The sequence below is a fragment of the Thermanaeromonas sp. DSM 22490 genome (assembly GCF_056378755.1).
In genome coordinates this window covers 279312-301430 of sequence record NZ_JBJHHE010000001.1, presented here as the reverse complement: position 1 = coordinate 301430, position 22119 = coordinate 279312, and the positions used below count along the sequence as shown (strand labels likewise).

Below are 22119 nucleotides of genomic sequence, written 5' to 3'. Positions count from 1 at the left end.
TTCCCCGGGGTAAAATCTTTTACCCCAATCCCTTCATACCTTCACCTTCCTTATTTCCCCGTCAGCGCAGATGGCTCTGGTGGAGTTACCCTCGGTTTTTGCCTGACAGGCCTGCTTTGGCTTGAAAGCGAGGATCTGTTCCCGAGCGGCTAGCCCAGGCTTTAAGCTTGGCGAAAGGCGGAGGCATGCCTGAGGCCCCAATAGCCATGCGGCCGGCAATTGAGACAGGAGGTCAAATTTGCCGGGAAGCCTGCCTTAAGCCTATAAGCCAAGCGCTAGTTTGGCCCGCAAGGGAAACTTTCGCGAGCGTAAGCCAAGCAGGCCTGAATTCAAAAGTGGGGATAACTCAAGTAACTTAGCTGGCATATCCTCATTTCAAATACTATCTAAAGCCTCGCGCATGCTTTTGACTAGGGCGGCGGCCCTGGCTACTCCCCCTTCAGCCAAAGCCTGGATGACAGCGCTACCCACTATAAAGCCATCACCCAGGGGTGCCAGCTGCCTTACCTGGTCAGGGCTGCTAATACCAAACCCAATAGCTAGAGGTAAAGAGGTAACCCTTCGCACCCTCTCCATGTAAGCCAACAGGTCCGGGGGCAACTCCTCCCGGGCCCCTGTCACCCCTGTAAGGGAGACGCAATAGATAAAACCACCGGCGCCGGCGGCAATTTGGCGCAGCCGGTCCTCAGGAGTAGTAGGCGCTACCAAAGGGATAAGGACCAGACCCTCCCTTTCGAAGATCTCCTGCAAGGGACCTGCTTCCTCATAAGGCAGGTCGGGAATAATAGCGCCATCCCCGCCAGCGGCAGCCAGATCTTTCCCGAAATCCGCTAGGCCATAGCGCAGTACAGGATTGTAATAACTCATTAACACCAGCGGTACCCTAATCTTAGCACGCAAAGCAGACGTCAAATCCAAAACCTTGGTCAGAGTGGTACCGGCGGCCAGGGCTCGCTGGCTGGCGGCCTGAATCACCGGGCCATCGGCTACCGGATCGGAAAAGGGCACCCCCAATTCAATAATATCGGCACCGGCGTCAGCAAGCGCCAGTACCAGTTCCGCTGTAACTTCTAAGGAAGGGTCCCCCGCGCACACATAAATAATGAGAGCCTTTTTCCCCCGTTCAAAAGCGCCGGCCAGCCTTTCTTTACCCATGTTGTTTCTCCTCTCCCCCAAAAATCTCTGCTACCTGCTGTACATCCTTGTCTCCCCGGCCCGAAAGATTGATAACCATAATCTCCTCCGGGCTTAAATTGGGAGCTAGCTTGCCCGCCAGGGCCACGGCATGGGCGCTCTCTAAAGCAGGTAAAATGCCCTCTGTACGACACAGCAACCGAAAAGCTTCTAAAGCTTCGGCATCAGTAATACCCTCGTAAGTTGCCCGCCCTGTATCTTTCAGGTAGCTATGTTCGGGCCCCACGCCGGGATAGTCCAGCCCTGCTGACACGGAGTGAGCAGGTAACACCTGCCCGGCTTCATCCTGCAATAAGTAGCTGTAAAAACCGTGCAGCACCCCTGGCTTTCCCAGGGTAAGAGTGGCAGCATGTAGCCCTGTTTCCAAACCCTTGCCGGCGGCTTCTGCTCCCCAAAGCTTTACTTTTTCATCTTCCAGAAAAGGATAAAAAAGTCCCATGGCATTGCTGCCCCCTCCCACGCAGGCAACCAGGTGATCCGGCAGCCGGCCACAAGCTGCCAGGATCTGCTCCCGTACTTCCTTACCAATAACTGCCTGAAAATCCCTTACCATCATAGGATAGGGGTGGGGCCCTACTACCGAACCCACCAGGTAGTAGGTAGTGCGCACATTGGTTACCCAGTCGCGAAGAGCCTCATTAATGGCATCTTTTAGAGTAGCCGTCCCGCTGTTTACCGGATTTACTTTGGCACCCAAAAGCTCCATGCGGAATACATTTAAAGCCTGGCGCCGGCAGTCTTCGGCACCCATATAAATTTCGCATTCCAGGCCTAAGAGAGCTGCGGCAGTAGCAGTAGCCACCCCATGCTGGCCGGCTCCTGTTTCCGCAATAATACGCTTCTTGCTCATACGCCGGGCCAGCAGAGCTTGGCCTAGAGCGTTGTTGAGCTTATGGGAGCCCGTATGGTTTAAATCTTCCCGTTTTAAATATATCTTAGCACCGCCCCAATAGGCCGTTAGATTTTGGGCAAAATATAAAGGCGTAGGCCGGCCCGCATAGTAACGCAAGTAATAATTTAACTCAGCCTGAAAATCTTTATCCTGGCGCACTCTTAAATAAGCTTCTTCCAATTCCTCCAGGGCCGGCATCAAGGTTTCCGGCACAAACCGGCCCCCGAAGCTACCGAAGCGACCCTTGGCATCCGGCAAACTCATTCCGTTTCCTCCTCTTTAAGCTCTGGCTACGGCTTCCAAAAACCGGGCTATTTTGACCGGGTCCTTCTGGCCGTTAGTTTCCACTCCGCTGCTCACATCTACGGCATAAGGTCGCACCTTGCGGATGGCCTCGGCCACATTTTCCGGAGTTAAACCGCCGGCCAGAATAATGGGTGGGCCCATCTCCACCGCCCGGCGGGCAATTTCCCAGTTAAAGGTATGGCCCGTGCCGCCTGCCCGGCCGGGAACAAAAGCATCCAGCAAAAAGGCATCCACCCGGTATTTAGGGATAAGCTCCAGGGCTTTTATATCCTTTACTCGTATAGCTTTTATTAAACGGTTGGAAATACCGTGACAATACTCGGGCGGCTCTTCCCCGTGGAGTTGCAACACATCGAGCCGGCAAAAGCTAGCGATCTCCAGTAAACTGTAACGCGGCTCATTAACAAACACACCCACAGTATTAATAAAAGGGGGCAGTTTCATGATAATTTCCCGCGCAGCCTCCGGATGAATTCGCCGGGGGCTAGGGGCAAAGACAAAGCCTAAAGCATGGGCACCTGCATCTAAAGCGGCCCTGGCCTCATCCCAGGTCTTGATCCCGCAAATTTTTACCCTTACCAAGTGATTTCACCCTCGGTTATCCCCTTTTTACTCGCCCTCAGGCTTTAAGGAGCGGTTCCCAACAATTCATGTACTTTGGCCTCCACATCAGCAGCCGTCATGAAGGTTTCGCCCACCAAAATAGCATCTACTCTGGCTTGTGCCAGCTTAACTACGTCTTCTCGCTTCTTGATACCACTTTCGCTCACCAACAGGCGGTAATCAGGTACCAGGTGGCGCAGCTCCAGCGTGGTTTTTATATCCGTCTTAAAGGTATGCAAATCGCGGTTGTTAATCCCTATTATTCGGGCCCCCGCCTTCAGAGCCAGTTCAATTTCTTCTGCAGTGTGGGTTTCCACCAGGGCCGCTAACTCCAAGCGGGAGGCCAGGGCCAGGTATTCTTGAAGTTGGGGCTCCTCCAGAGCAGCCACAATGAAAAGGATGGCGTCGGCTCCCAGAGTTCTGGTGGCAAAAATTTGATATTCGTCGATGATAAAATCCTTGCGCAAGATGGGTAAGGGGGTTATCTCGCGCACCAGAGCTATATACCGGGGATGTCCTTGAAAAAACTTTTCATCGGTCAATACTGACAGGGCCGCTGCTCCGGCACGGGTATAAATGCTGGCAAGTTTCCGGGGATTAAAATCCGCGCACAGTACGCCCCGGGAGGGAGAAGCCTTTTTAAGCTCGGCAATGAGATTAATAGATTTGCCGCGGCGAAGCGCGCCGGCAAAGTCCCGGGTAAAGGGCAACCTATTACACATTTCCTCTAACCGGCTTAAAGGCAGCTCCTCCCGCGCCAGAGCGACCTCCCGACGCTTATACTCTAAAATCCGTTCTAACATCAGGCTGCCCAACTTTCACTGAAAGTTGCCATGGCGGCCAGTTTGAGAGCGGCCGCTCCCGAGTCTATACTCTCCGCCGCCATTTTCAATCCTTCTCTCACCGAAGACGCTGCCCCTGCCGCTAGCAAGGCAAAGGCGGCATTGATCAGTACCACATCCCGCGCTGGCCCCGGCCTGCCCTCCAGCACCCCTTGTATAATGCGAGCGTTATCGGCCGCCGTGCCGCCTGACAAATCTTGAAGCTGTACCGGTTTAATGCCTACTTCCTCCGGGTAAAAAACGAAAGTTTCTATGGAACCATCTTCCAGGCGGGTAATTTTAGTCGGCCCGGTTATGGTAATTTCATCCAAGCCATCACTGCCGTGCACCACGAAAGCTCGACGGCAACCCAAACGCCCCAGAACAGAAGCCACTGTTTCCGTCAATTCCGGCGCATAGACGCCGACCAGCTGGTAGGGTGCCCCGGCCGGGTTAGTTAAAGGGCCCAGCAAATTAAAAACCGTGCGGATACCTATTTCCCGCCTGGGACCCGCGGCATGTTTCATGGCCTTATGGAAAGCAGGGGCGAAGAGAAACCCTATACCCACTTGTTCTAGGCAAGCTGCCACTCCTGCTGGCGGCAAATCCACCCGCACGCCGAGCGCTTCTAAGACATCGGCGCTGCCGGCCCGGCTGGAAACAGAGCGATTGCCATGTTTGGCTACCGGTACCCCTGCGCCGGCTACTACAAAGGCAGCGGCCGTGGAAATATTAAAGGTATGGCGACCATCTCCGCCGGTGCCACAGGTATCTACCATAACCTGTTGGCGGCTGTTCAATGGCTCGGCCAGGCGGCGCATGGTCCTGGCAAAGCCCGTAATTTCTTCCACCGTTTCTCCCTTAAGCCTCAAAGCGGTTAAAAAGGCGGCAATCTGGGCCGGTGTAGCCTCCCCACTCATGATTATTTCCATAGCCGCTTCGGCTTCGGCTTCTGTTAAGGAATTACCGCCTACCACTTTATGGATATATTCTTTCAGCATAGCTCTGCTCCTCTCCCCTCTTCTCAGCTGGACTTAATCCCTAGGCTAAGGCCAGGAAATTGGCCAGCAATTTTTTACCTTCTTCCGTAAGTATGGATTCCGGGTGAAACTGGACTCCCTCAATGGGGAACTGCCGGTGGCGTATACCCATGAGTTCTCCCTGGTCGCTTTTGGCCGTGACTTCCAGGCACGAAGGCAATGTCTCTTCCTCCACTATAAGGGAATGATAGCGGGTTGCCAGGAAGGGATTTTTAAGGCCGCGAAAAATGGTCTTCCCATCGTGGTTTATAGGAGAAGTTTTCCCATGCATCAGGCGCTTGGCCCTGACCACTCTTCCTCCAAAGGCCTGCCCAATGCACTGGTGCCCCAAGCAGACGCCTAAAATAGGTATTTTGCCGGCAAAGTTTTTAATGGCCGCTAGGGAAATACCGGCTTCGTTGGGTGTACAAGGGCCCGGCGAAATCACCAGGTAGCGGGGCTTAAGTTTTTCCATCTCCTCCAAAGTAATGGCGTCATTGCGCCTCACGATTACTTCTTCGCCCAGTTCAGCAAAGTATTGAACCAGGTTATAGGTAAAGGAATCATAGTTATCAATCATTAGCAACATGGTACTCATCCCCTCTTAAGTCCAGCGCTTTAAGCAAAGCCCTGGCTTTATTCAAGGTCTCCTCGTACTCAGCCTCCGGTTCCGAATCGGCAACGATTCCCGCACCGGCCTGCACATAGGCCTTACCCCTGCTGAAGACAATGGTCCGGATGGCAATACAGGTATCCATATTTCCGGTTAAGCTTAAGTAACCGACGGCCCCGGCATAGGGGCCGCGCCAGGTCGGCTCCAATTCCGCAATTATCTCCATGGCCCGCACCTTAGGCGCACCTGAAACCGTGCCGGCCGGGAAGCAAGCCAGGAGAGCATCCAAGGCGGTTTTGCCGGGCGCCAAACGGCCGGTCACATTGGAAACCAGATGCATCACATGGGAATAGTTCTCTATTACCATAAATTGGGGTACCTGTACGCTCCCAGGAATAGCTACACGCCCCACATCGTTACGTCCCAGGTCCAAAAGCATCAGGTGTTCGGCGCGTTCCTTCTCGTTGTTCTTTAGCTCCCGCGCCAGCTCTAAGTCTTCTTCCGCCGTCCGCCCCCGGGGACGCGTCCCGGCAATGGGGCGGTTTTCTATAATACCGTCTTCTACCCGCACCAACATCTCAGGGGAAGAACCGACCAGCTGTACTTCTGGAAAGTTAAGATAAAACATGTAGGGAGAAGGGTTTATAGTTCTTAGCCGCCGATACACGGTAAAGGTGTCTCCCAAAAAGGGGAGCTCCAGCCTCTGGGATAAGACTACCTGAATACAGTCACCGGCAGCGATATATTCCTGGATACGCCTTACCTTATCTTTAAACTCTTCCGGCGTCATATTGGCCTGGTAGTTGACAGGCCCGGGGAGCATGGGACCTGGACCTTTCCCTTCTAAGGGCTGTGTCTCAACTTTTTGCCGGAGCAGTTCGATTACCTTCTGCAAGCGTACTTGCGCTTCCTGGTAGTCGCGCTGATTACCGGTTCGGGCCAGGCAGACCACCTTCACTGTCCGCAAGAGGTGATCATAAATTAAAAGGGTGCGGTTCAGTACCAGATAAAGGTCTGGCAGCTTAAGGTCGTCTTCGCCTTTCGCCGGCAATTTTTCTATCTGGCGCACAAAATCATAGCTAAAATAACCGACCAGACCTCCAAAGAACCGCGGCAATTCCGGCGGTATAGGGGAAATTCTTAATTCACTTAACAACCGGCGTAGAAAGTCTAAAGGGCCGGATATTTCTTCCCTTATACCATCGCGTAAGAGGCTGCCATTGTTGCCCCGGCAACGGTAAACGAGAAGAGGGTCAAACCCGATAAAAGAATAGCGTCCCAGCCTCTCCCCGCCCTCTACACTTTCTAAAAGATAGCTATAAGGGGTTCTGCCGAATTTTAGGTATAAAGATACGGGGGTTTCCGTATCAGCCAGCACTTCCTGCCAGACGGGTACCATCCCTTCACCCCCAAACAAACAAAAAAGCCGACGCTCGAATGAGCACCGGCACTCTATCTTCTCTCGCCCGGCTCATCTCCAGCTCTCCTCTCCTCAGCTCAGCTCAGCTAAAACTCTAACCTACATTGATTTTTATGTAAGTCTATCATACATAATAGGCAAACTCCTGTCAATAACTTTGGGCCTGCCCTGCAAAAACTGTAGGGCTTTTTAGGACTCCCAACTCACTTCAAATCCGGCCTTAAGAGGGCAGCCCGCCCGAGGTAAACATGCTGGGGCGGTAATTTGCTATAAGCATGAATCAGCACTCTGATGATACCGGGTTGACTTCCCGGCACCGGGATTTCTGTCGCGCACATAAGGGCTACTTCCCTCCAGCCCAGGCGCCGGGCAGCTTCGGCGGGGAAAGCCGCATTGAGATCCGGAGTAACTGTGAAAAAGGCACTAATGATATCCGCTTCTTTTAGTTGATTAGCCTTTACGATTTCTCGTAAAAGTTTGCCCGTACTGTCCAGAATCTCGCTGGCCTCATTCCTGTCTACAGAAATGGCTCCCCGGATGCCCCGAACTCTCATATCTCCCATGATAGCCCACCTTCCTACCATACTACATTTATTTTTTCTTCTCAGACCCACTTGTTCCCCCTTCTATCTTTACGAAACCGCCCGGTGCCCTAACCCGATACCCACTTCGTCTAAATGTAAAAGCCCGATGCCAAAAAAAGACGGCTACACTAATGTGATCATGGTAACGGGCAATACCGATCTTGCCTCCTATGTTAAGGCCTAAAGCCTTAAGTATAAGTTGAGAGAGGGCTTCCCGGGTAGCACCGGCTACCGCACCTTCCTCAGCATGGGTTTCTTTGATGACGCCCTCTCGTTTAGCAGCTACCACTGCTCTTTCTACTATTTTCTGGATGGAACTTATGAACTCCCCTCCATAATCCACCGCTGCTGCACGAATCCCCTGGGCTGCAAATTCCTGCTTGAGCCTATTTTCTTCTTCCCGATTCTCGGAAAGAGCCATCCTGACAGCTACTGCCGCTACCTTTTTGCTCCCGTACTCCATATCCTTACACCGTCCCCACTTTTTTTATGAGCGTTTACTTGGTTTTTTTATATCACACCTTCTAATTCCAATCCAGGTTCTTTTCGTCAACTGTTCTCAGTTTTATCTACTATCGGGTGAGTCATATTGTTTTCCGGCGTAAACAAAAGCAAAATAGAGAAAATAAAAGAGCTAGGAATATAAAAGCCATAATTATTACCTTTGAATTGGTGTTTGCTTTGCCCGCTGTAACTTCCAGTTTTGACTGGGAATTACCGCGGTGCTAGAATGAGCAGCAATGAAAAGAAAAAGCAGACGCTGAATTCCCGTCAGGGAAACGGGGGACCCATCCTTTGGGGTGAATCCCTTGGGATACTGCTGAAAAGTATCCTTGAGGGTAGGGCTATCCTCGAGCCCGAACCCGCCAGCTAACCTCGTAAGCGTTTCGAGGAGATTACCCCAAAATCATGGAGAATCTCCATGATTTTTTATTGCCTTTTTGAAGGGAGGTAATATGGTGTAATTCCATAAGGCAAAAAGGGGAGATACTAAGTATTGCTTGGGTTTCCAAATGTATAGTACGTATTAAAGACTTTCGAAAGGGGGAACACCTCTTGTCCACGGAATCACCCAAACTAGAGTTGCGCCGCGATGTATCTGTATGGGGCTCCTTTATGTGGGGCTACGCTGATGTAGGAGCTGACATATATGCAGCTTTAGGATTAGTTATGCTATGGGCTAAAGGAGCCAGCGTACTCGCTTTTGCCCTGGCAGGATTAGTTTATATAATGATCGGCCTTGCCTATACTGAACTGGCGGCAACCTACCCCGTAGCGGGAGGAGGTCAGTATTTTACTTTACGAGGACTAGGCGATTTTTGGGGATTTATAGCAGGATCTGCCCTCTTGCTGGATTATACCATCGATATTGCTCTCTTCGCTACGGCCTCAGCTGGATACATTAACTTCTTTATACCCTACATCTTTAACGTAGACCTGGAATCTCTGGCCATCAGCATAGGGCCTCTTCACCACATTAATATCATCTGGATGCTGGAATCTCTGGCCTTAGTAGCTTTTCTTATCTGGCTCAATATACGGGGCATCCGGGAATCCTCCCTGCTTAATGAAGTGCTGGGTGCAATCGATATTATAACAGAGTCGAGTATAATCGTTTTTGGCTTGCTTTTTGCCTGGAGACCGGAATTCCTGGCCTTCCAGTGGAAAACCCAGTTTCCTACCCTCAAAGAGTTCATGTATGGTTCGTCCCTAGCCATTATTTCTTTTGTAGGGCTGGAATCTATTTCGCAAGCCGCCCAGGAAACCAAGAGGCCGGCCACCATCGTACCGCGAACTTCCGTAACTTTAATTTTCACTGTATTTATTTTTGCTACCGCATTTTCTACCATGAGCCTGGGAGTCCTTCCGTGGCAGGAAATTGCCAATGCAGTGGGAGATCCAGTTGCCCGTCTGGCTCACGCCATCCCTTTTATCGGTGTTATAGCCGGGCCCTTTGCCGCCCTACTGGGCGCCACTATTCTCCTGATCTCGGCCAATTCCGGCGTGATGAGCGCCTCCCGTCTCACTTATGCCATGAGCCAGTTTCAATTTATCCCGGAGTGGTTTAATGCTGTGCATCCCCGCTTCCGGACTCCCTACAGGACCATCCTGGTCTTTTCCCTTATCGGTGTGGTGGAACTAATATTATCCTTTTTAACGCCCAATGCCATGGATACTCTGGGCAACATGTACGCTTTTGGAGCCACCACGGGTTATATTCTTGTCTTTATCGCTCTGATTAGACTGCGTTTTACCGATCCTTATTCCCCGCGACCTTATAAAGTACCTTGTAATATTAAGCTTAAGTACCACGACAGGACAGTAGAATTTCCTGTGCTGGCCGTCTTAGGTACTCTGGGAGTAAGTTTAATCCTGTTTGAAGTTATCCTCACCCATGCCATCGGGCGGATAGCCGGTCCTGCCTGGGTTATTTTAAGCTTTCTGCTCTACGCTTTTTACCGCTACCGCCATGGGCTACCCGTCCTGGGCAGCATTGAGCGCGACTGGGAAGCCGAACAGATACGTGTCCTAGAGAGTGCTGAAGAATACGAATTGCTGGAGCGTTACAAATTGGCACTCAGAGAACGGAAGCGCAAGGAGGCTTTAGGAAAAATATGAGTACTCGCCCGCTTACCTGGCGCGATTATTATCAACTTGTCACCACCGTTGCCTTTTTCGTTATAGGTGTAAATATTTTGCTGCGTAGTATAGCACAGCCCCGACTATTAAGCTGGGCAATAGGCGGCAGTTTTTTAGCATTTAGCTTCTATCGCCTCTACTTTATTTTTAACTACTTTCGCTTCTACCGGCGATTGAGGGGGAATAACCAGTGATTCCTGTTTCCACCCACCCTCTGGGGGTTTTTCTGGCTCTGGCATTTATTCTGAGTATGGGTTCTCTCCTCTGGTGGATGCTACATGTGCCCCCGGCCATACCTTATGAAGTGGCTCGCATCACCACCGAAGTGCAAGCTATACGCCGCATCCTAGTGCCAGTGGTAGATACAGACTATTCGCGCCGGGCTATCGAGCTGGCCACACGGTTAGGAGCCGAACAAAAGGCGGAGATTTTGCTTCTTTACGTTCTGGAAGTCCCTTTGACTTTACCTTTAGGTGCCGGCTTGCCCGAAGCGGAAAAACGGGCGGAACGCGTATTACGGCAAGCCCAGGAAATAGTGGCTTTCCACCATTTACCCCATCGCAGCCGGATTATGCGCGCTCGTACAGCGGGTAGCGGAATCCTCCAAGCCGCCAAGGAAGAAGGGGTGGACATGATAGTCATGGGTGTCCGGCCGCGCCGCGGCGAGCACGTGCCCTTGAGCCGTACCCCGGATTGGCTCCTGAAATACGCTAATTGCGAACTCGTCATTGATAAATTACCTGCTTGAGGAGGAAAAGAATATGCGGATCATTATCGTGGGGTGCAGCAGGCTGGGAAGTCGCCTGGCCAAGATTTTAGCACGTTCCGGCCATGATGTAGTGGTAATTGACCCTAAGCTGGAAGCTTTGGAACGATTAGGACCAGATTTTCACGGGGAAGTAGTAAGGGGCTTGGGAATAGATCTGGCGGTGTTGGAGGAAGCCGGTATCTCCAACACTGACGTGCTCATTGCCGCTACCGACCGGGATAGCACTAATCTAGTGGTAGCCCAAATAGCCCATGAAAAATATAAAGTGCCCCAAGTAGTAGCTCGGGTTTACGATCCAGAAGCTGCGGAGGCTTACCGTAAAATGGGTCTGGATATTTTTTGCCCCACTACTTTGGGAGTAGATTACATTTTAGGCCAAGTAGAAAAGCAACCGCAAGGAGGTAAGGTCTGAATGTATGTAATTGTTGCCGGTGGCGGGAAAGTAGGCTATAATCTCACCCGCACCTTGCTGGATAATGGCTATGAAGTCTCGCTCATAGAGAAAGATGCCCAGCGCTGCCGTTGGTTGGAAGACCATTTGGGCGCAGTGATAGTCCATGGTGACGCCACCGAAGTAGCCACCCTAGAGGCAGCAGGAGCTGGCCGCGCCCAAGTGCTAGCAGCGGTTACCGGGTTTGACGAGGATAACATTATGATATGCCGTCTGGCCCAGTGCGTTTTTAGTGTCCGGAGAGTTATTGGGCGGGTTAATTATCCCCAGAACGAAGATACCTTCCGCTTGCTGGGTATCAACAACGTTGTTAACAGTACCCGCCTGATTTATCAGCTTATGCTGCAAGAAGTAGACCTGGCCGGCCTGGTCCCTTTGCTCACCCTTAAAGGAGGAGAAATTGAATTTGTAGACATTAGGCTTACACCCTGGGCACCTGCAGCCCATGTGGCCATAAAAAATCTCATCTTGCCCGATCATTGCCTACTTTTAGCCATTTTGAGAAATGGTGACTTGGTCTTTCCCCGCGGAGATGTCGTTTTACAGCCCGATGATCACATTATTGCTGCAACAGCTACTGCTGAGGCAGAAGCCTTACGGCGGGCTCTGGTGGGCGAAGCAACCGAAGAATAAAAAGAACAAACTAAAACGCTTAAGGGGTCCTGGCATGGGACCCCTTAAGTGCTAAACTTACTACTATTATTTTTTCAGCCAAGGCATCATAGCCCTCAGCTGGTCTCCTACCTTTTCAATCAAGTGTTCCCGTGCCCGCTGGCGCAAAGCATTAAATACAGGCCGACCTGCCTGGTTTTCTAAAATCCATTCCCGGGCAAAGGTGCCGTCCTGGACCTCGCGCAACAATTGTTTCATGGTAGCCCGTACGTGGTCGTCGATTACCCGAGGACCGCGGGTTAAATCCCCATACTCAGCCGTGTCGCTGATGGAGAAACGCATATATTTAATGCCACCCTCATACATCATGTCCACCAGAAGCTTAAGCTCATGCAGACATTCGAAATAAGCTATTTCCGGTTGATAACCAGCCTCTACCAGAGTCTCAAAAGCCGCTTGAATAAGCGCTGTACAACCACCGCACAAAACGGCTTGTTCACCAAAAAGATCGGTCTCCGTTTCTTCCTTAAAAGTTGTCTCGATGACACCTGCTCTGGTACAGCCAATGGCTTTAGCATAGGCCAGGCCCAGTTCTTTAGCCTTCCCCGTGGTATCCTGGTAAATAGCCAGAAGGGCAGGCACACCTTTACCTTCTACATACATGCGCCGTACCAGATGGCCCGGGCTCTTAGGAGCCACCATTAATACATCTACATTATCCGGTGGAACTATCTGGTGGTAGTGGATATTAAAGCCGTGGGAAAACATGAGGGCATTGCCCGGTTTTAAGTGAGGCGCAATTTCTTCGCGGTACACCTTGGGCTGGACTTCATCAGGCAAAAGAATTTGAATAATATCGGCTTCCGCAGCAGCTTCACTTACCGTTTTAACTACAAGTCCGGCTTCTTCTGCTGCGGGCCAAGATTTGCTCCCTTTTCGCAAACCTACTATTACATCCATACCGCTGTCCTTTAAATTCTGGGCCTGGGCATGTCCCTGGCTACCATAGCCCATAATAGCAATCTTTTTACCCTTAAGTACACTTAAATCTGCATCCTGGTCGTAGTATATTACAGCCACGTTGCCCCTGGCCACTTTCGTGCCAGGCTTCACCTCCTGTTGCAAAAATTTTATAGACAATCATTTAAATAGATTTAGTTATTCGCAACTTAAAGCCAAAACTCCTGCTAAAGATTAGAGAAAACCCCTCCCTAAAATCTCTAAAATTCAATGCCTCTTCGAGCTTCAATACCCTTTTCATAGGGATGCTTGAGTTGCCGCATTTCGGTTACCAGATCGGCTACGGCTTTGATCCCCTCCGGCGCATAGCGACCAGTTAATATCACTTCTACTTCCGGCGGCCGCTTATGCAAAAAATCAAGCACCTCTTTCTCTTGTAACAGGCCAAAATAAAGGGCCACATTAATTTCATCCAGAATTAATATGTCGGCCTTCTTGTTAACCATAACCTCCTGGGCGAAGGCCAGCCCTGCCCGGGCGAGTTCATAATCTTCGGGCTTAATCCCCTGGCGGTGGATAAAGCCTCGGCGACCAAAGGTTTTTACCTGTATTTCCGGGGCCAGCCGGGCAAAAGCCTTATGTTCACCATAATCAGGTGTTTTCATAAATTGCACAATAACCACTTTCAACCCATGCCCTGCTGCCCTTAACGCCAGACCGAAGGCTGCAGTGCTCTTCCCCTTACCGTCGCCTGTATAGACCTGGACCAGGCCGTATTTTAGTCCTGCCAATATACCACCTGCTTCCCCCAAGCTTATCTTGATTTTGCTTAATTAACACCAACGATTGTAGCCTTTCTCCCCTATAAATACGCAGCTAATCTTGTTCTGCCTTCAAATCAGTTAAGCTATAAAGACGGTTTACCTCCTCCTTTGTTAGCTGGCGATATTCTCCAGGCCGTAAGCCCTTTAACGTTAAAAAAGCCATCTTGGTCCTTTTTAGCCAGAGAACCGGATGCCCTACAGCCGCACACATACGACGCACCTCTCGCTTCCGCCCTTCCCGGAGGGTAAGTTCCAGTAGAGAAGTGCCCTTCCCTGTAAGCAAAAGCTTTACTTCCGCTGGGGCGGTGAAGCCGTCCTCCAGCTTTACCCCGGTAGCCAACTTTTGCAAAGTTTGCTCGTCTGGTACACCCTTCACCAGAGCGCGGTAAGTCTTGGTCACGCCGTACCGTGGGTGGGTTAACCTTAAGGTCAAATCACCATCATTTGTTAACAACAACAAGCCTTCTGTAGCATAATCCAGGCGTCCCACCGGATATATCCTTTCCTTTATCCCTTTTAGCAGGTCAATGACCTTAGGCCTTCCCTGGGGATCGTCTACGGTAGTTACATAACCGGGAGGCTTGTAGAGCAGATAATAAACTTTTTTCTCAGTCAATTTGACCGCTTTCCCATCTACTTCTACCAAATCACGCCCAGGTTCTACCTGCACTCCCATAGCTGTTACCGTTGTACCATTTACTTTAACCCGACCGGCGCGGATGAGTTCCTCCGCCCGACGTCGTGAAGCTACTCCCGCCTGGGCCAAAAATTTTTGTAAACGCATGGGGATTCACCGTGGACATTTTTTTATTTTACAGTCAAAATTTTAACCAAAAGAAAGCTTTTATACCAGATAGAAGGTGGTCCATATGTTAACCTACCCGGGTGAAACCATCATCTACTGGGAAAGGCGCCCTTCCCCTTTGGGTTACTTAACTGTAGCCTTAAGCTCTCAAGGGATATGCCGTCTGTCTTTTCCTAATGAATCTCCATCAGAGATGGTGGCTGCCCTTAAAGCTATTTTCCCCCAGGCAATTATGAAAGAAAACCCAGGAGTAGCTGAAGAAGTTTTCCGGCAATTAAATGAGTATTTCGCCGGAAAACGGTGCATCTTCGACCTGCCCCTGGACCTTCGGGGTACCCCTTTCCAATTACATGTCTGGCAAGCCTTGCAGGCCATACCTTACGGTACTACCTGTAGTTATGGCGACATAGCCCGGGGTATAGGTAAGCCAAAAGCAGCCCGGGCCGTGGGGAGGGCCATAGGAAGCAACCCGGTGGGCATCATTGTTCCCTGCCACCGGGTTATCGGATCCCGCGGAGATTTGCGAGGTTTCGGAGGCGGGCTGGATGTAAAAGAGAAGCTTCTGAGGTTAGAAGGGGCGCTTGCTTCTTTCCCACCCCTTTAACGTATAAAATGTAGGCTATTAAAGCAGGTAACCCATGGTAAGTGTCGAATTATATCCCCAAAGTAAGTACATCTGACAAAACTAACCCTTATTTTGACGGTGTACATGTATGAGTATCGAGCGTAACTTCGATATACCTTTTGTGGCCAACCTAGCCCTGCACGAAAAACAAATCCAGCAAAATTACCGGCCAATTATTGCCGTGCACAAATGGTTTGCCCGTCGTCCCGGTACTTTGTTTCGCAGTTTGCTCTTGGCAGAGTTTGCCGAAGGTAATTTAGCTGAAAATTACTACCGGTCCCATAATTTTAGGGGCCTTAAGATTGCTGATCCCTTTATGGGCGGAGGAACGCCTCTTATTGAAGCTAACCGGCTAGGTTGTGATGTCCTGGGCTATGATATTAACCCCATGGCCTATTGGATTGTCCGCGAAGAGATTGAGCACCTAGATCTGGAGGTCTACCAGAAGGCAGCCCGGGAATTAAGGGATTTCTTAAAAGAAAAACTGGGTAGTTTTTATCAGACCCGCTGCATAATATGCGGTCGTGAAGATACGCCGGTGAAATACTTCTTGTGGGTTAAAGTTCAACGTTGTCGACATTGTGGGCAGGACTTTGACTTGTTCCCAGGTTACCTCCTGGCACAAAAGGGGCGTCATCCTAAAGATGTCATAATCTGTGCGACCTGCGGTGAGCTCAACGAGGTTAAAGATAAAAGGTGCCCCAACAATTGCCAGTATTGCGGCCAAAAATTGACCGTTAAGGGGCCAGCCAGTCGCAATCAATGTCTGTGCCCTTATTGCGGGACAAAAAATAATTATCCCGATCCGGCTAGCGGGCCGCCCAGGCACCGGATGATTGCCATTGAATATCATTGTGTTTACTGTAAACCGCGACACCAAGGCCGCTTTTTCAAAAAGCCAGATTCTGAGGACCTGGCCAGATATGCGGCAGCAGTTGCTGCATGGAAAAGAATGCAACCCGAGTTTGTCCCAGGAGATGAAATACCTGCCGGCGATGAAACTGATCGCCTGCACCGCTGGGGTTATCGTTACTACCGCGAGATGTTCAACGAACGCCAGCTCCTGGGCTTAGAGCTGCTTGCCAGGGCAATCAGCCAATATCCAGAAGAACGGGTCAAAAATGCCCTGGCTACCAACCTTTCCGACTTGCTGCGTTACCAAAATATGCTTTGCCGTTATGACCCTTATGCTTTAAAATCCCTGGATATTTTCTCCGTCCATGGCTTCCCTGTAGGATTAATTCAGTGTGAATCTAACTTGCTAGGTATTACAGCTGGACAATCTGGAGTCAATATTGGCAGCGGTGGCTGGACCAATATTGTCGACAAATATTTAAAAGCTAAACTGTATTGCCAGCATCCCTTTGAAATTAAACATGTTAATGGTCGCAAACGTCAGGTATGGATTACCGGAGAATGGATCGGGGAACGCCGGCCCGGAACAATGGAACAGCGAGAAGTAGATCTCCGGTGTGCTAGCTCTACCCAGGCCCAGCTAGCTTCCCAATCCCTGGATGCTGTTTTGACTGATCCACCCTATTTTGCCAATGTCCAGTATGCCGAACTGATGGATTTTTGTTATGTCTGGTTAAGGCGCCTCTTAAGTGGTTGTAATCCTGTGTTTGCATCCCCAACAACCCGCAATCCGGAGGAGCTTACCGGTAACAATACTATGTCCCGAGGCCTCGATTATTTCACTGAGGGACTAACACGGGTGTTTATGAATATGGCAGCTGCATTGAAACCGGGCGCGCCTTTTGTATTTACTTATCACCATAATAGAATTGAAGCTTACTATCCGGTAGCCGTGGCCCTGCTTGATGCAGGTTTGGTCTGTACGGCCTCATTACCTTGTCCGGCTGAAATGGCGGCGTCCATTCACATTAACGGTACCGGTTCCTCAATCATTGATACAGTCTTCGTCTGCCGAACTACAGGTATAATATCCCGGCGCCTTTTAGTTAGAGAGCCAGCTAAAATTGCCCTACTCATAATGGAGGATCTCCACGGGTTAAAGAAAGGCGGTATACCCGTCACCAGAGGCGATATACGCTGTATTATTTACGGGCATTTGATCCGGCTGGCCGTATGGTATCTACGTCAAGGCTGGGATAGGAATTTAAGCTGGGAGACAAAGTTCCAGCTAATTGCTAAAATGATTAATGACTTGGGTGGGCTCGACGCGGTAGAGGCCCAACTACAGCAAAATGGTGTCGAGTTTACAAATCTACGTGAAGGCATAGTTTGTGAGGATGAAACTGGATATGGAGACCACCTCTATGAAATATCCTTTTGAAGCCACCTTTTCAGAGTTACAAGCCAATCTCGATACGTATGTAACTGTTGTTTTTTCATGTTTGGAATCCGAATTTATGGTTATACCAAAAGGTCGAGGTTTCATTGAATACCCGGATTTTGCTAGGGCTTATGAAGCCCTTAAACAAGCTACTAGCGGGTTCCTTTATCTAAACCCTGGTGTAGTTTTGCCGGTGGTAAAGCAAATACCACTTTCACTGATAGTTCTGAGGACTATCTTGGGGTTTACACCACCAGAATGGGCTTATATAACCACCCAGAGAACCGGTATAGTGGTTTCCCAAGGATTTAGCCGGGCCCTCGACCGTCATATACGATTGGCTCCCTTTACTCCGCTGAAACTTTCCCCTCTAACACAACGGCGAGTAGTTGCCATGCTGGAAACCGCCTGCGAACTGCTCACCACTGGCGCTCCTGAAGTTGAAGGTAATAAACTTCATCGCCTGGACAAAGCTGATACCCGGGAAGGACTGGTAGGTATCAGACACTTGGCCAGTATGGGTGTCCCTTATCCCATGCTCCTTTATGAACGTTTTCTTGGCCGTCCCTTTGCTGGTCACCGCGATTCTGTTTCGGAGCTTGTGGGCAACGTACTTGAAGTTGCTATTGAAGAAATTCTGGTAACAGCGGGTATTAGCTACCGGAAGACTAAAAGGGCCGAAAAAGTCCCGGGTTTCGACCAGGCGCCGGATTTTATTATCCCCGATGAATTTAACCCTCAAGTGATTATTGAAGCTAAAATTACCGAAGACGACGGTACAGCCCGCGATAAAGTTACCCGGATTCAACATCTGGGGGAACTAAGTATGGCTGGACAGTCTAATGGAATACCCAGATTTGAAGTAATTGCCTGTATTGGTGGGCGAGGTTTTGGTGTTCGGAAAGAAGATATGAAAAAGTTGCTCTTGGCAACCCGGGGTAAGGTTTTTACCTTGAAAACCCTTGACCGCATGTTAGAATGTACACGGTTACGGGAGTTTAAAACTAAATAGTTTTCCATGAAAAACGTTCTCTGACAAAATAACTGGTCTAACCCTAAATGAGTCATTGTTCCGCTCGTCGCAGATTTTGGTGGTGGCCGTTTTCTCGATTTTGAGCTGTTTTCACCTTGCTGAGTGATTTTGTAACCCATTTTCCGCGCCCTTTAAGTAAGAGAAAATAATTTTTACAGAGGTCTGCAAGAAAAATTTATAAATTTCACTGTGGCTTCACAAAAGCCACAATATTTACGAAGACCCTGTTCGCTGCGGCTTAACTAGAAGGGGAGTTGAAGCGGCGATGATGTGGAGATGGTCTGGGAAGTCCAGCGAAATGGATTTAGCGAAAAGCTGGTGTTAGTCTTCCCTTTCTGTTATAATTTTACTGTAATTTAAGTTGCCAAACATTACAGGTGGTTAGAATGCCCTCATTAGTTAGAATCAACCTAGACCAGGTGGTGGCCCTGGTTCAAACCGTGCTGAAGAATTTTCCTCAAGTGGCTGGAGCCTATTTATTCGGTTCCAGCCTGGGTCTTTGTCGCCCTGACAGCGATATCGATTTAGGTCTTATCCTGGAACCTGAGATAAAACCGGATAGTAAAGAGGGTGACAAATTAGAAGCAGATATCGCCCTTTATCTGCCACCCGTAGATGGACATCCTTTTGACATAGTTCTCTTGGACCCCGATAAACCTCTATTCACTTTTCGCGTCGTTAAAAAAGGGAAGCTGATTTACTGTCGTAACATGGAGCGAGTCACTGATGTAGTGGAATACGTGAGCCGCAGGTATGCTGATTTGTATCCTCGATATATTCGAGCCCTGGACGAGGTTATCTCCGAGGTGATGGAAAGTGGCTCTGGATCGCCAGCGCATACTATCTAAGATTAGTTATATCCGTGAGCAAGTGACCGGAATTAATGAATTGCTGGAGAAAAAGACAAAGGAAGAGATACTGGAAGATCCTTGGTTAATAAGGGGCTTAAAATATTCCTTACAAACAGCCATAGAGGCTATGATCGATTTAGCCTATCACATCTCGGCTAAAAAGTACGGTCATGCTCCTACTGACGCCCGGGACGCCATGCGGGTACTTCTCGAACAAGGTGTAATTTCCCGGTCTAATTGGCGAACTTATTCCTCCATGATCGGATTTCGTAATCGCGTGGTACACGTCTATCAGGAAGTATCTCCCGAACGGGTATATGAAATGGCCAGAAACGAGCTAGGCGATTTCGAAAAGTTTATTCAGGAGATCAAAGCCGTTCTCTCCTCTGAACGTTCGACTTAAATTATTTTTAAACTTCATCTGTCAACCAAACATTATCCTGCAAATGGCCACGGCGGCCAAAAGGCTGGAAACATCTGCTATCAATCCCAAGGCCAAGGCATAGCGATAGCGCCGGATGCCGACGGAACCAAAATACACCGTCAACACGTAAAAGGTAGTGTCAGTGCTGCCCTGCATTACCGAAGCCAGGCGCCCGATGAAGGAATCCGGGCCATAGTTGCTGATGAGCTCGGCTGCTACGCCTAAGGCACCGCCGCCCGAAAGCGGGCGCAAAATAGCCAAGGGCAGGACTTCCCCCGGCACTCCTACTAGGCGCAATACAGGGTCTAGCAGGCGGGCCAAGAGGTCCATGGCTCCTGAGGCCCGGAAGACACCAATGGCCACCAGCATGCCCACCAGGAAGGGGATTATTTTCACCGCCACCCTAAACCCGTCCTCCGCCCCGGCCACGAATACTTCATACACCCGAACTCCCCTAAGGTAACCGCAGGCAGGGATAAAAAAAAGAAGAGCCGGAATGGCCCAACGAGAGATTTCAATTATTATGTCGGTCATTTTTTCACCCCCGTGGACCATAAAGGTGGCGGAAAAGTCGGTCGGCAATTATGGCCGCTATCATACTGGTTCCGGTGGCCAAAATGGTGGGCCCCACAACAATGGTGGGGTCAGAAGAATTAGCGGCTGCGCGGATGCCTATAATAGTGGCCGGTATGAGGGTAAGGCAGCCGGTATTTAACCCCAAAAAAGTACACATGGCAGGAGTTGCTTCCTCGCGGGACTGGTTCAGCTGCTGGAGCTCTTCCATGGCTTTGAGGCCAAAGGGTGTGGCGGCATTGCCCAGTCCCAATATATTAGCGCTTAAATTCATTAAGATAGCTCCGATGGCCGGATGATCCTCGGGTATTTCAGGGAAAAGATAGCGGGTTAAAGGTCGGAGCGCGCGGGCCAAAAGTGTCACCAACCCGGCTTCCTCGGCAATTTTTAACAGACCCAACCAGAGGGCCATAAGGCCTATAAGCTCCAAGGCGAGGTTTACGGCCATCTGGGCCGCCTCCAGCGCTGCCTCAGTTACTACTTCAATTTTGCCCTGGCTAGCCGCCACAGCTATGCCGCTTAAGAGCATCAAGATCCAGATAAAATTAACCATGAAAAATCCCTCCATAAGCCACCTTGCTAGTAAACTTATGAAGGGCTGGCAAAAGATAGAACTAGCTTTAATTTAAGCGGAGCCAAGGGAAATTGAAAATACCCACAAAAGCCTGAAGAAAAGTAACCCACCAGGGTCTCCGGGCTACATCCTGGCCCGCAACCAGGTCCACCGTTATCTTTTGGTCCCGCCAGGTAAAAATGAGCCTGCCTACTTTGTCACCCCGCTTTATAGGGGCCTTAAGTTCAGGAAATAGTTCTATCCTCCTCTGCCACTCGACTCTGGCTTCCTTAGGGATGGCTGCTACTGCCTCGCTGGCCGTGACAGCAGGTACCGTAGCCTTAAGTCCCTTTTTAAGGGGAACCAGGGTGACGAGTTCTCCCTCCGGCATTAAAACCTGGCGGGTAAAATGATCAAAGCCGTAGTCCAGGAGCAGACTGGCTTCCCGGTACATATTGGGCGAGTCCATGACTACAGCAATCAGCTGCCGGCCTTCTCGGGTAGCGGAAGCCACCAGGACCTGCCCCGCCTCTCTAGTATAACCGTTTTTAACCCCATCAGCTCCTGGATAAGCGTAATAGCCCCAGAGAAGCCGATTATTATTGACCAAAAAGCGGTCCCACGGCTTTCCCGGCCAGGGAATTATCCGCTCTTTAGTAGCTACTATCTCGCGAAATTTAGGAATTTGCAAGGCATAGCGGGCTATAAGGGCCAGGTCATAGGCGGAAGAATAGTGATTAGGTGCAGACAAACCGTGGGGATTGGCATAATGGGTATCCCGAGCTCCTAGTTCTTGCGCCTTTTCATTCATGAGGGCCACAAAATTTTCTTCCGTGCCGGCTATATGTTCGGCAATGGCTACCGCCGCGTCGTTGGCGGAACGGAGCATCAGAGCATACAGCATTTCTTCTAAAGTGAGGGTTTCGCCTTCCTCCAGGTAAATGGCCGCCTCCCCTACTTCCGCTGCTTTCTTGCTGGCCCTCACCATATCCTTCAGGTTGCCCCGTTCTAAGGCCAGGATGGCTGTGGTAATCTTGGTGGTACTGGCCTGGGGCAGTCGCTGGTGCGGATTCTTGCTCCAGAGGACTTGTCCCGTCAAGGCATCCATCAGGACAGCGCTCCTGCCCTGGATCTCGGGCTCCATGGCCCAGACGTTCCCGGGAAAAAGTAAAGAAAACAATAAAAAGACCCCGGCAGTCAACACCCAGGGGTTCAATTTACCGAATACCTTGCTAAACACCATTTCTGTAA

The 22119-nt window shown here is 50.2% G+C and carries 23 protein-coding genes, 1 pseudogene and 1 riboswitch; of the genes and pseudogenes, 9 read left to right on the top strand and 15 right to left on the bottom strand.

Going from position 1 to position 22119, the window contains the following annotated elements; genetic code table 11:
* Positions 1-375: 375 nt before the first annotated feature.
* The 9 genes and pseudogenes from trpA to AC1BI1_RS01500 form a co-directional block, all read right to left on the bottom strand.
* On the bottom strand, positions 376-1155 hold the full coding sequence (gene trpA, locus AC1BI1_RS01540) for a tryptophan synthase subunit alpha (protein WP_476715490.1): 780 nt from the start codon (positions 1153-1155) through the stop codon (positions 376-378).
* Positions 1148-2350 carry a tryptophan synthase subunit beta gene (trpB, locus tag AC1BI1_RS01535; protein WP_476715489.1) on the bottom strand — a complete coding sequence of 401 codons (1203 nt, stop codon included), beginning with the start codon at positions 2348-2350 and terminating at the stop codon, positions 1148-1150. Before trpB ends, trpA begins: the two co-directional genes overlap by 8 nt.
* A 15-nt stretch (positions 2351-2365) precedes the next feature.
* The gene (locus AC1BI1_RS01530) at positions 2366-2974 is read right to left on the bottom strand and encodes a phosphoribosylanthranilate isomerase (protein WP_476715488.1); all 609 of its coding nucleotides are present in this window, start codon (positions 2972-2974) and stop codon (positions 2366-2368) included.
* Positions 2975-3018: 44 nt separating this feature from the next.
* Positions 3019-3798 (bottom strand): indole-3-glycerol phosphate synthase TrpC, encoded by a 780-nt coding sequence (gene trpC / locus AC1BI1_RS01525; protein WP_476715487.1) that lies wholly within the window; start codon positions 3796-3798, stop codon positions 3019-3021.
* Positions 3798-4817, bottom strand: a complete 1020-nt coding sequence (gene trpD, locus AC1BI1_RS01520; RefSeq protein WP_476715486.1) for an anthranilate phosphoribosyltransferase — start codon at positions 4815-4817, stop codon at positions 3798-3800. Before trpD ends, trpC begins: the two co-directional genes overlap by 1 nt.
* A 40-nt stretch (positions 4818-4857) precedes the next feature.
* Positions 4858-5424 (bottom strand): aminodeoxychorismate/anthranilate synthase component II, encoded by a 567-nt coding sequence (pabA, locus tag AC1BI1_RS01515; protein WP_476715485.1) that lies wholly within the window; start codon positions 5422-5424, stop codon positions 4858-4860.
* The gene (trpE, locus tag AC1BI1_RS01510; protein ID WP_476715484.1) at positions 5408-6847 is read right to left on the bottom strand and encodes an anthranilate synthase component I; all 1440 of its coding nucleotides are present in this window, start codon (positions 6845-6847) and stop codon (positions 5408-5410) included. The genes pabA and trpE overlap by 17 nt, the downstream gene beginning before the upstream one ends.
* A 224-nt stretch (positions 6848-7071) precedes the next feature.
* A complete protein-coding gene (aroH, locus tag AC1BI1_RS01505) occupies positions 7072-7431 on the bottom strand; it encodes a chorismate mutase (RefSeq protein ID WP_476715483.1) in 360 nt (119 codons plus the stop codon).
* A gap of 69 nt (positions 7432-7500) precedes the next feature.
* Positions 7501-7915 (bottom strand): annotated as a pseudogene (locus AC1BI1_RS01500) (HutP family protein).
* Positions 7916-8200: 285 nt separating this feature from the next.
* A riboswitch (cyclic di-AMP (ydaO/yuaA leader) is annotated at positions 8201-8352 on the top strand.
* Between the two features lie 156 nt (positions 8353-8508).
* On the opposite strand from AC1BI1_RS01500, the gene AC1BI1_RS01495 reads away from it, so the two are divergent.
* The 4 genes from AC1BI1_RS01495 to AC1BI1_RS01480 all read left to right on the top strand — a co-directional run bounded on the left by AC1BI1_RS01495 (position 8509) and on the right by AC1BI1_RS01480 (position 11945).
* Positions 8509-10071, top strand: coding sequence for an APC family permease (locus tag AC1BI1_RS01495; protein ID WP_476715482.1), 1563 nt, complete (start codon positions 8509-8511; stop codon positions 10069-10071).
* A 211-nt stretch (positions 10072-10282) separates the two neighbouring features.
* Positions 10283-10840, top strand: a complete 558-nt coding sequence (locus AC1BI1_RS01490; protein ID WP_476715481.1) for a universal stress protein — start codon at positions 10283-10285, stop codon at positions 10838-10840.
* A gap of 13 nt (positions 10841-10853) precedes the next feature.
* Complete coding sequence (locus AC1BI1_RS01485; RefSeq protein ID WP_476715480.1) at positions 10854-11273, top strand: potassium channel family protein; 420 nt, start codon at positions 10854-10856, stop codon at positions 11271-11273.
* Positions 11274-11945, top strand: coding sequence for a potassium channel family protein (locus AC1BI1_RS01480; RefSeq protein ID WP_476715479.1), 672 nt, complete (start codon positions 11274-11276; stop codon positions 11943-11945). It begins immediately after the preceding gene.
* 66 nt (positions 11946-12011) lie between these two features.
* On the opposite strand, the gene ilvC is transcribed toward AC1BI1_RS01480, so the two are convergent.
* The 3 genes from ilvC to AC1BI1_RS01465 all read right to left on the bottom strand — a co-directional run bounded on the left by ilvC (position 12012) and on the right by AC1BI1_RS01465 (position 14492).
* Complete coding sequence (gene ilvC / locus AC1BI1_RS01475) at positions 12012-13004, bottom strand: ketol-acid reductoisomerase (protein ID WP_476715506.1); 993 nt, start codon at positions 13002-13004, stop codon at positions 12012-12014.
* Between the two features lie 140 nt (positions 13005-13144).
* A complete protein-coding gene (gene cobO, locus AC1BI1_RS01470; protein ID WP_476715478.1) occupies positions 13145-13675 on the bottom strand; it encodes a cob(I)yrinic acid a,c-diamide adenosyltransferase in 531 nt (176 codons plus the stop codon).
* A gap of 85 nt (positions 13676-13760) precedes the next feature.
* Positions 13761-14492, bottom strand: coding sequence for a pseudouridine synthase (locus AC1BI1_RS01465; protein WP_476715477.1), 732 nt, complete (start codon positions 14490-14492; stop codon positions 13761-13763).
* A gap of 85 nt (positions 14493-14577) precedes the next feature.
* On the opposite strand from AC1BI1_RS01465, the gene AC1BI1_RS01460 reads away from it, so the two are divergent.
* The 5 genes from AC1BI1_RS01460 to hepT all read left to right on the top strand — a co-directional run bounded on the left by AC1BI1_RS01460 (position 14578) and on the right by hepT (position 19721).
* Positions 14578-15117: a methylated-DNA--[protein]-cysteine S-methyltransferase gene (locus AC1BI1_RS01460; RefSeq protein ID WP_476715476.1), complete on the top strand. Its 540-nt coding sequence runs from the start codon at positions 14578-14580 to the stop codon at positions 15115-15117.
* A gap of 109 nt (positions 15118-15226) precedes the next feature.
* Complete coding sequence (locus AC1BI1_RS01455; RefSeq protein WP_476715475.1) at positions 15227-17434, top strand: DUF1156 domain-containing protein; 2208 nt, start codon at positions 15227-15229, stop codon at positions 17432-17434.
* Positions 17418-18446, top strand: coding sequence for a hypothetical protein (locus tag AC1BI1_RS01450; RefSeq protein WP_476715474.1), 1029 nt, complete (start codon positions 17418-17420; stop codon positions 18444-18446). The genes AC1BI1_RS01455 and AC1BI1_RS01450 overlap by 17 nt, the downstream gene beginning before the upstream one ends.
* Positions 18447-18853: 407 nt before the next feature.
* Positions 18854-19315: a nucleotidyltransferase domain-containing protein gene (locus AC1BI1_RS01445; RefSeq protein WP_476715473.1), complete on the top strand. Its 462-nt coding sequence runs from the start codon at positions 18854-18856 to the stop codon at positions 19313-19315.
* The gene (gene hepT / locus AC1BI1_RS01440; protein ID WP_476715472.1) at positions 19284-19721 is read left to right on the top strand and encodes a type VII toxin-antitoxin system HepT family RNase toxin; all 438 of its coding nucleotides are present in this window, start codon (positions 19284-19286) and stop codon (positions 19719-19721) included. The genes AC1BI1_RS01445 and hepT overlap by 32 nt, the downstream gene beginning before the upstream one ends.
* Positions 19722-19742: 21 nt before the next feature.
* Here the strand turns inward: hepT and AC1BI1_RS01435 are convergent, their stop codons facing one another.
* From AC1BI1_RS01435 to AC1BI1_RS01425, 3 genes are all read right to left on the bottom strand, one after another.
* Positions 19743-20276, bottom strand: a complete 534-nt coding sequence (locus tag AC1BI1_RS01435; RefSeq protein ID WP_476715471.1) for a spore maturation protein — start codon at positions 20274-20276, stop codon at positions 19743-19745.
* Positions 20277-20280: 4 nt separating this feature from the next.
* Entirely contained in the window at positions 20281-20868 is a 588-nt protein-coding gene (locus tag AC1BI1_RS01430) for a nucleoside recognition domain-containing protein (protein ID WP_476715470.1), read from the bottom strand.
* A gap of 67 nt (positions 20869-20935) precedes the next feature.
* A complete protein-coding gene (locus AC1BI1_RS01425) occupies positions 20936-22111 on the bottom strand; it encodes a D-alanyl-D-alanine carboxypeptidase family protein (protein WP_476715469.1) in 1176 nt (391 codons plus the stop codon).
* Positions 22112-22119 lie beyond the last annotated feature (8 nt).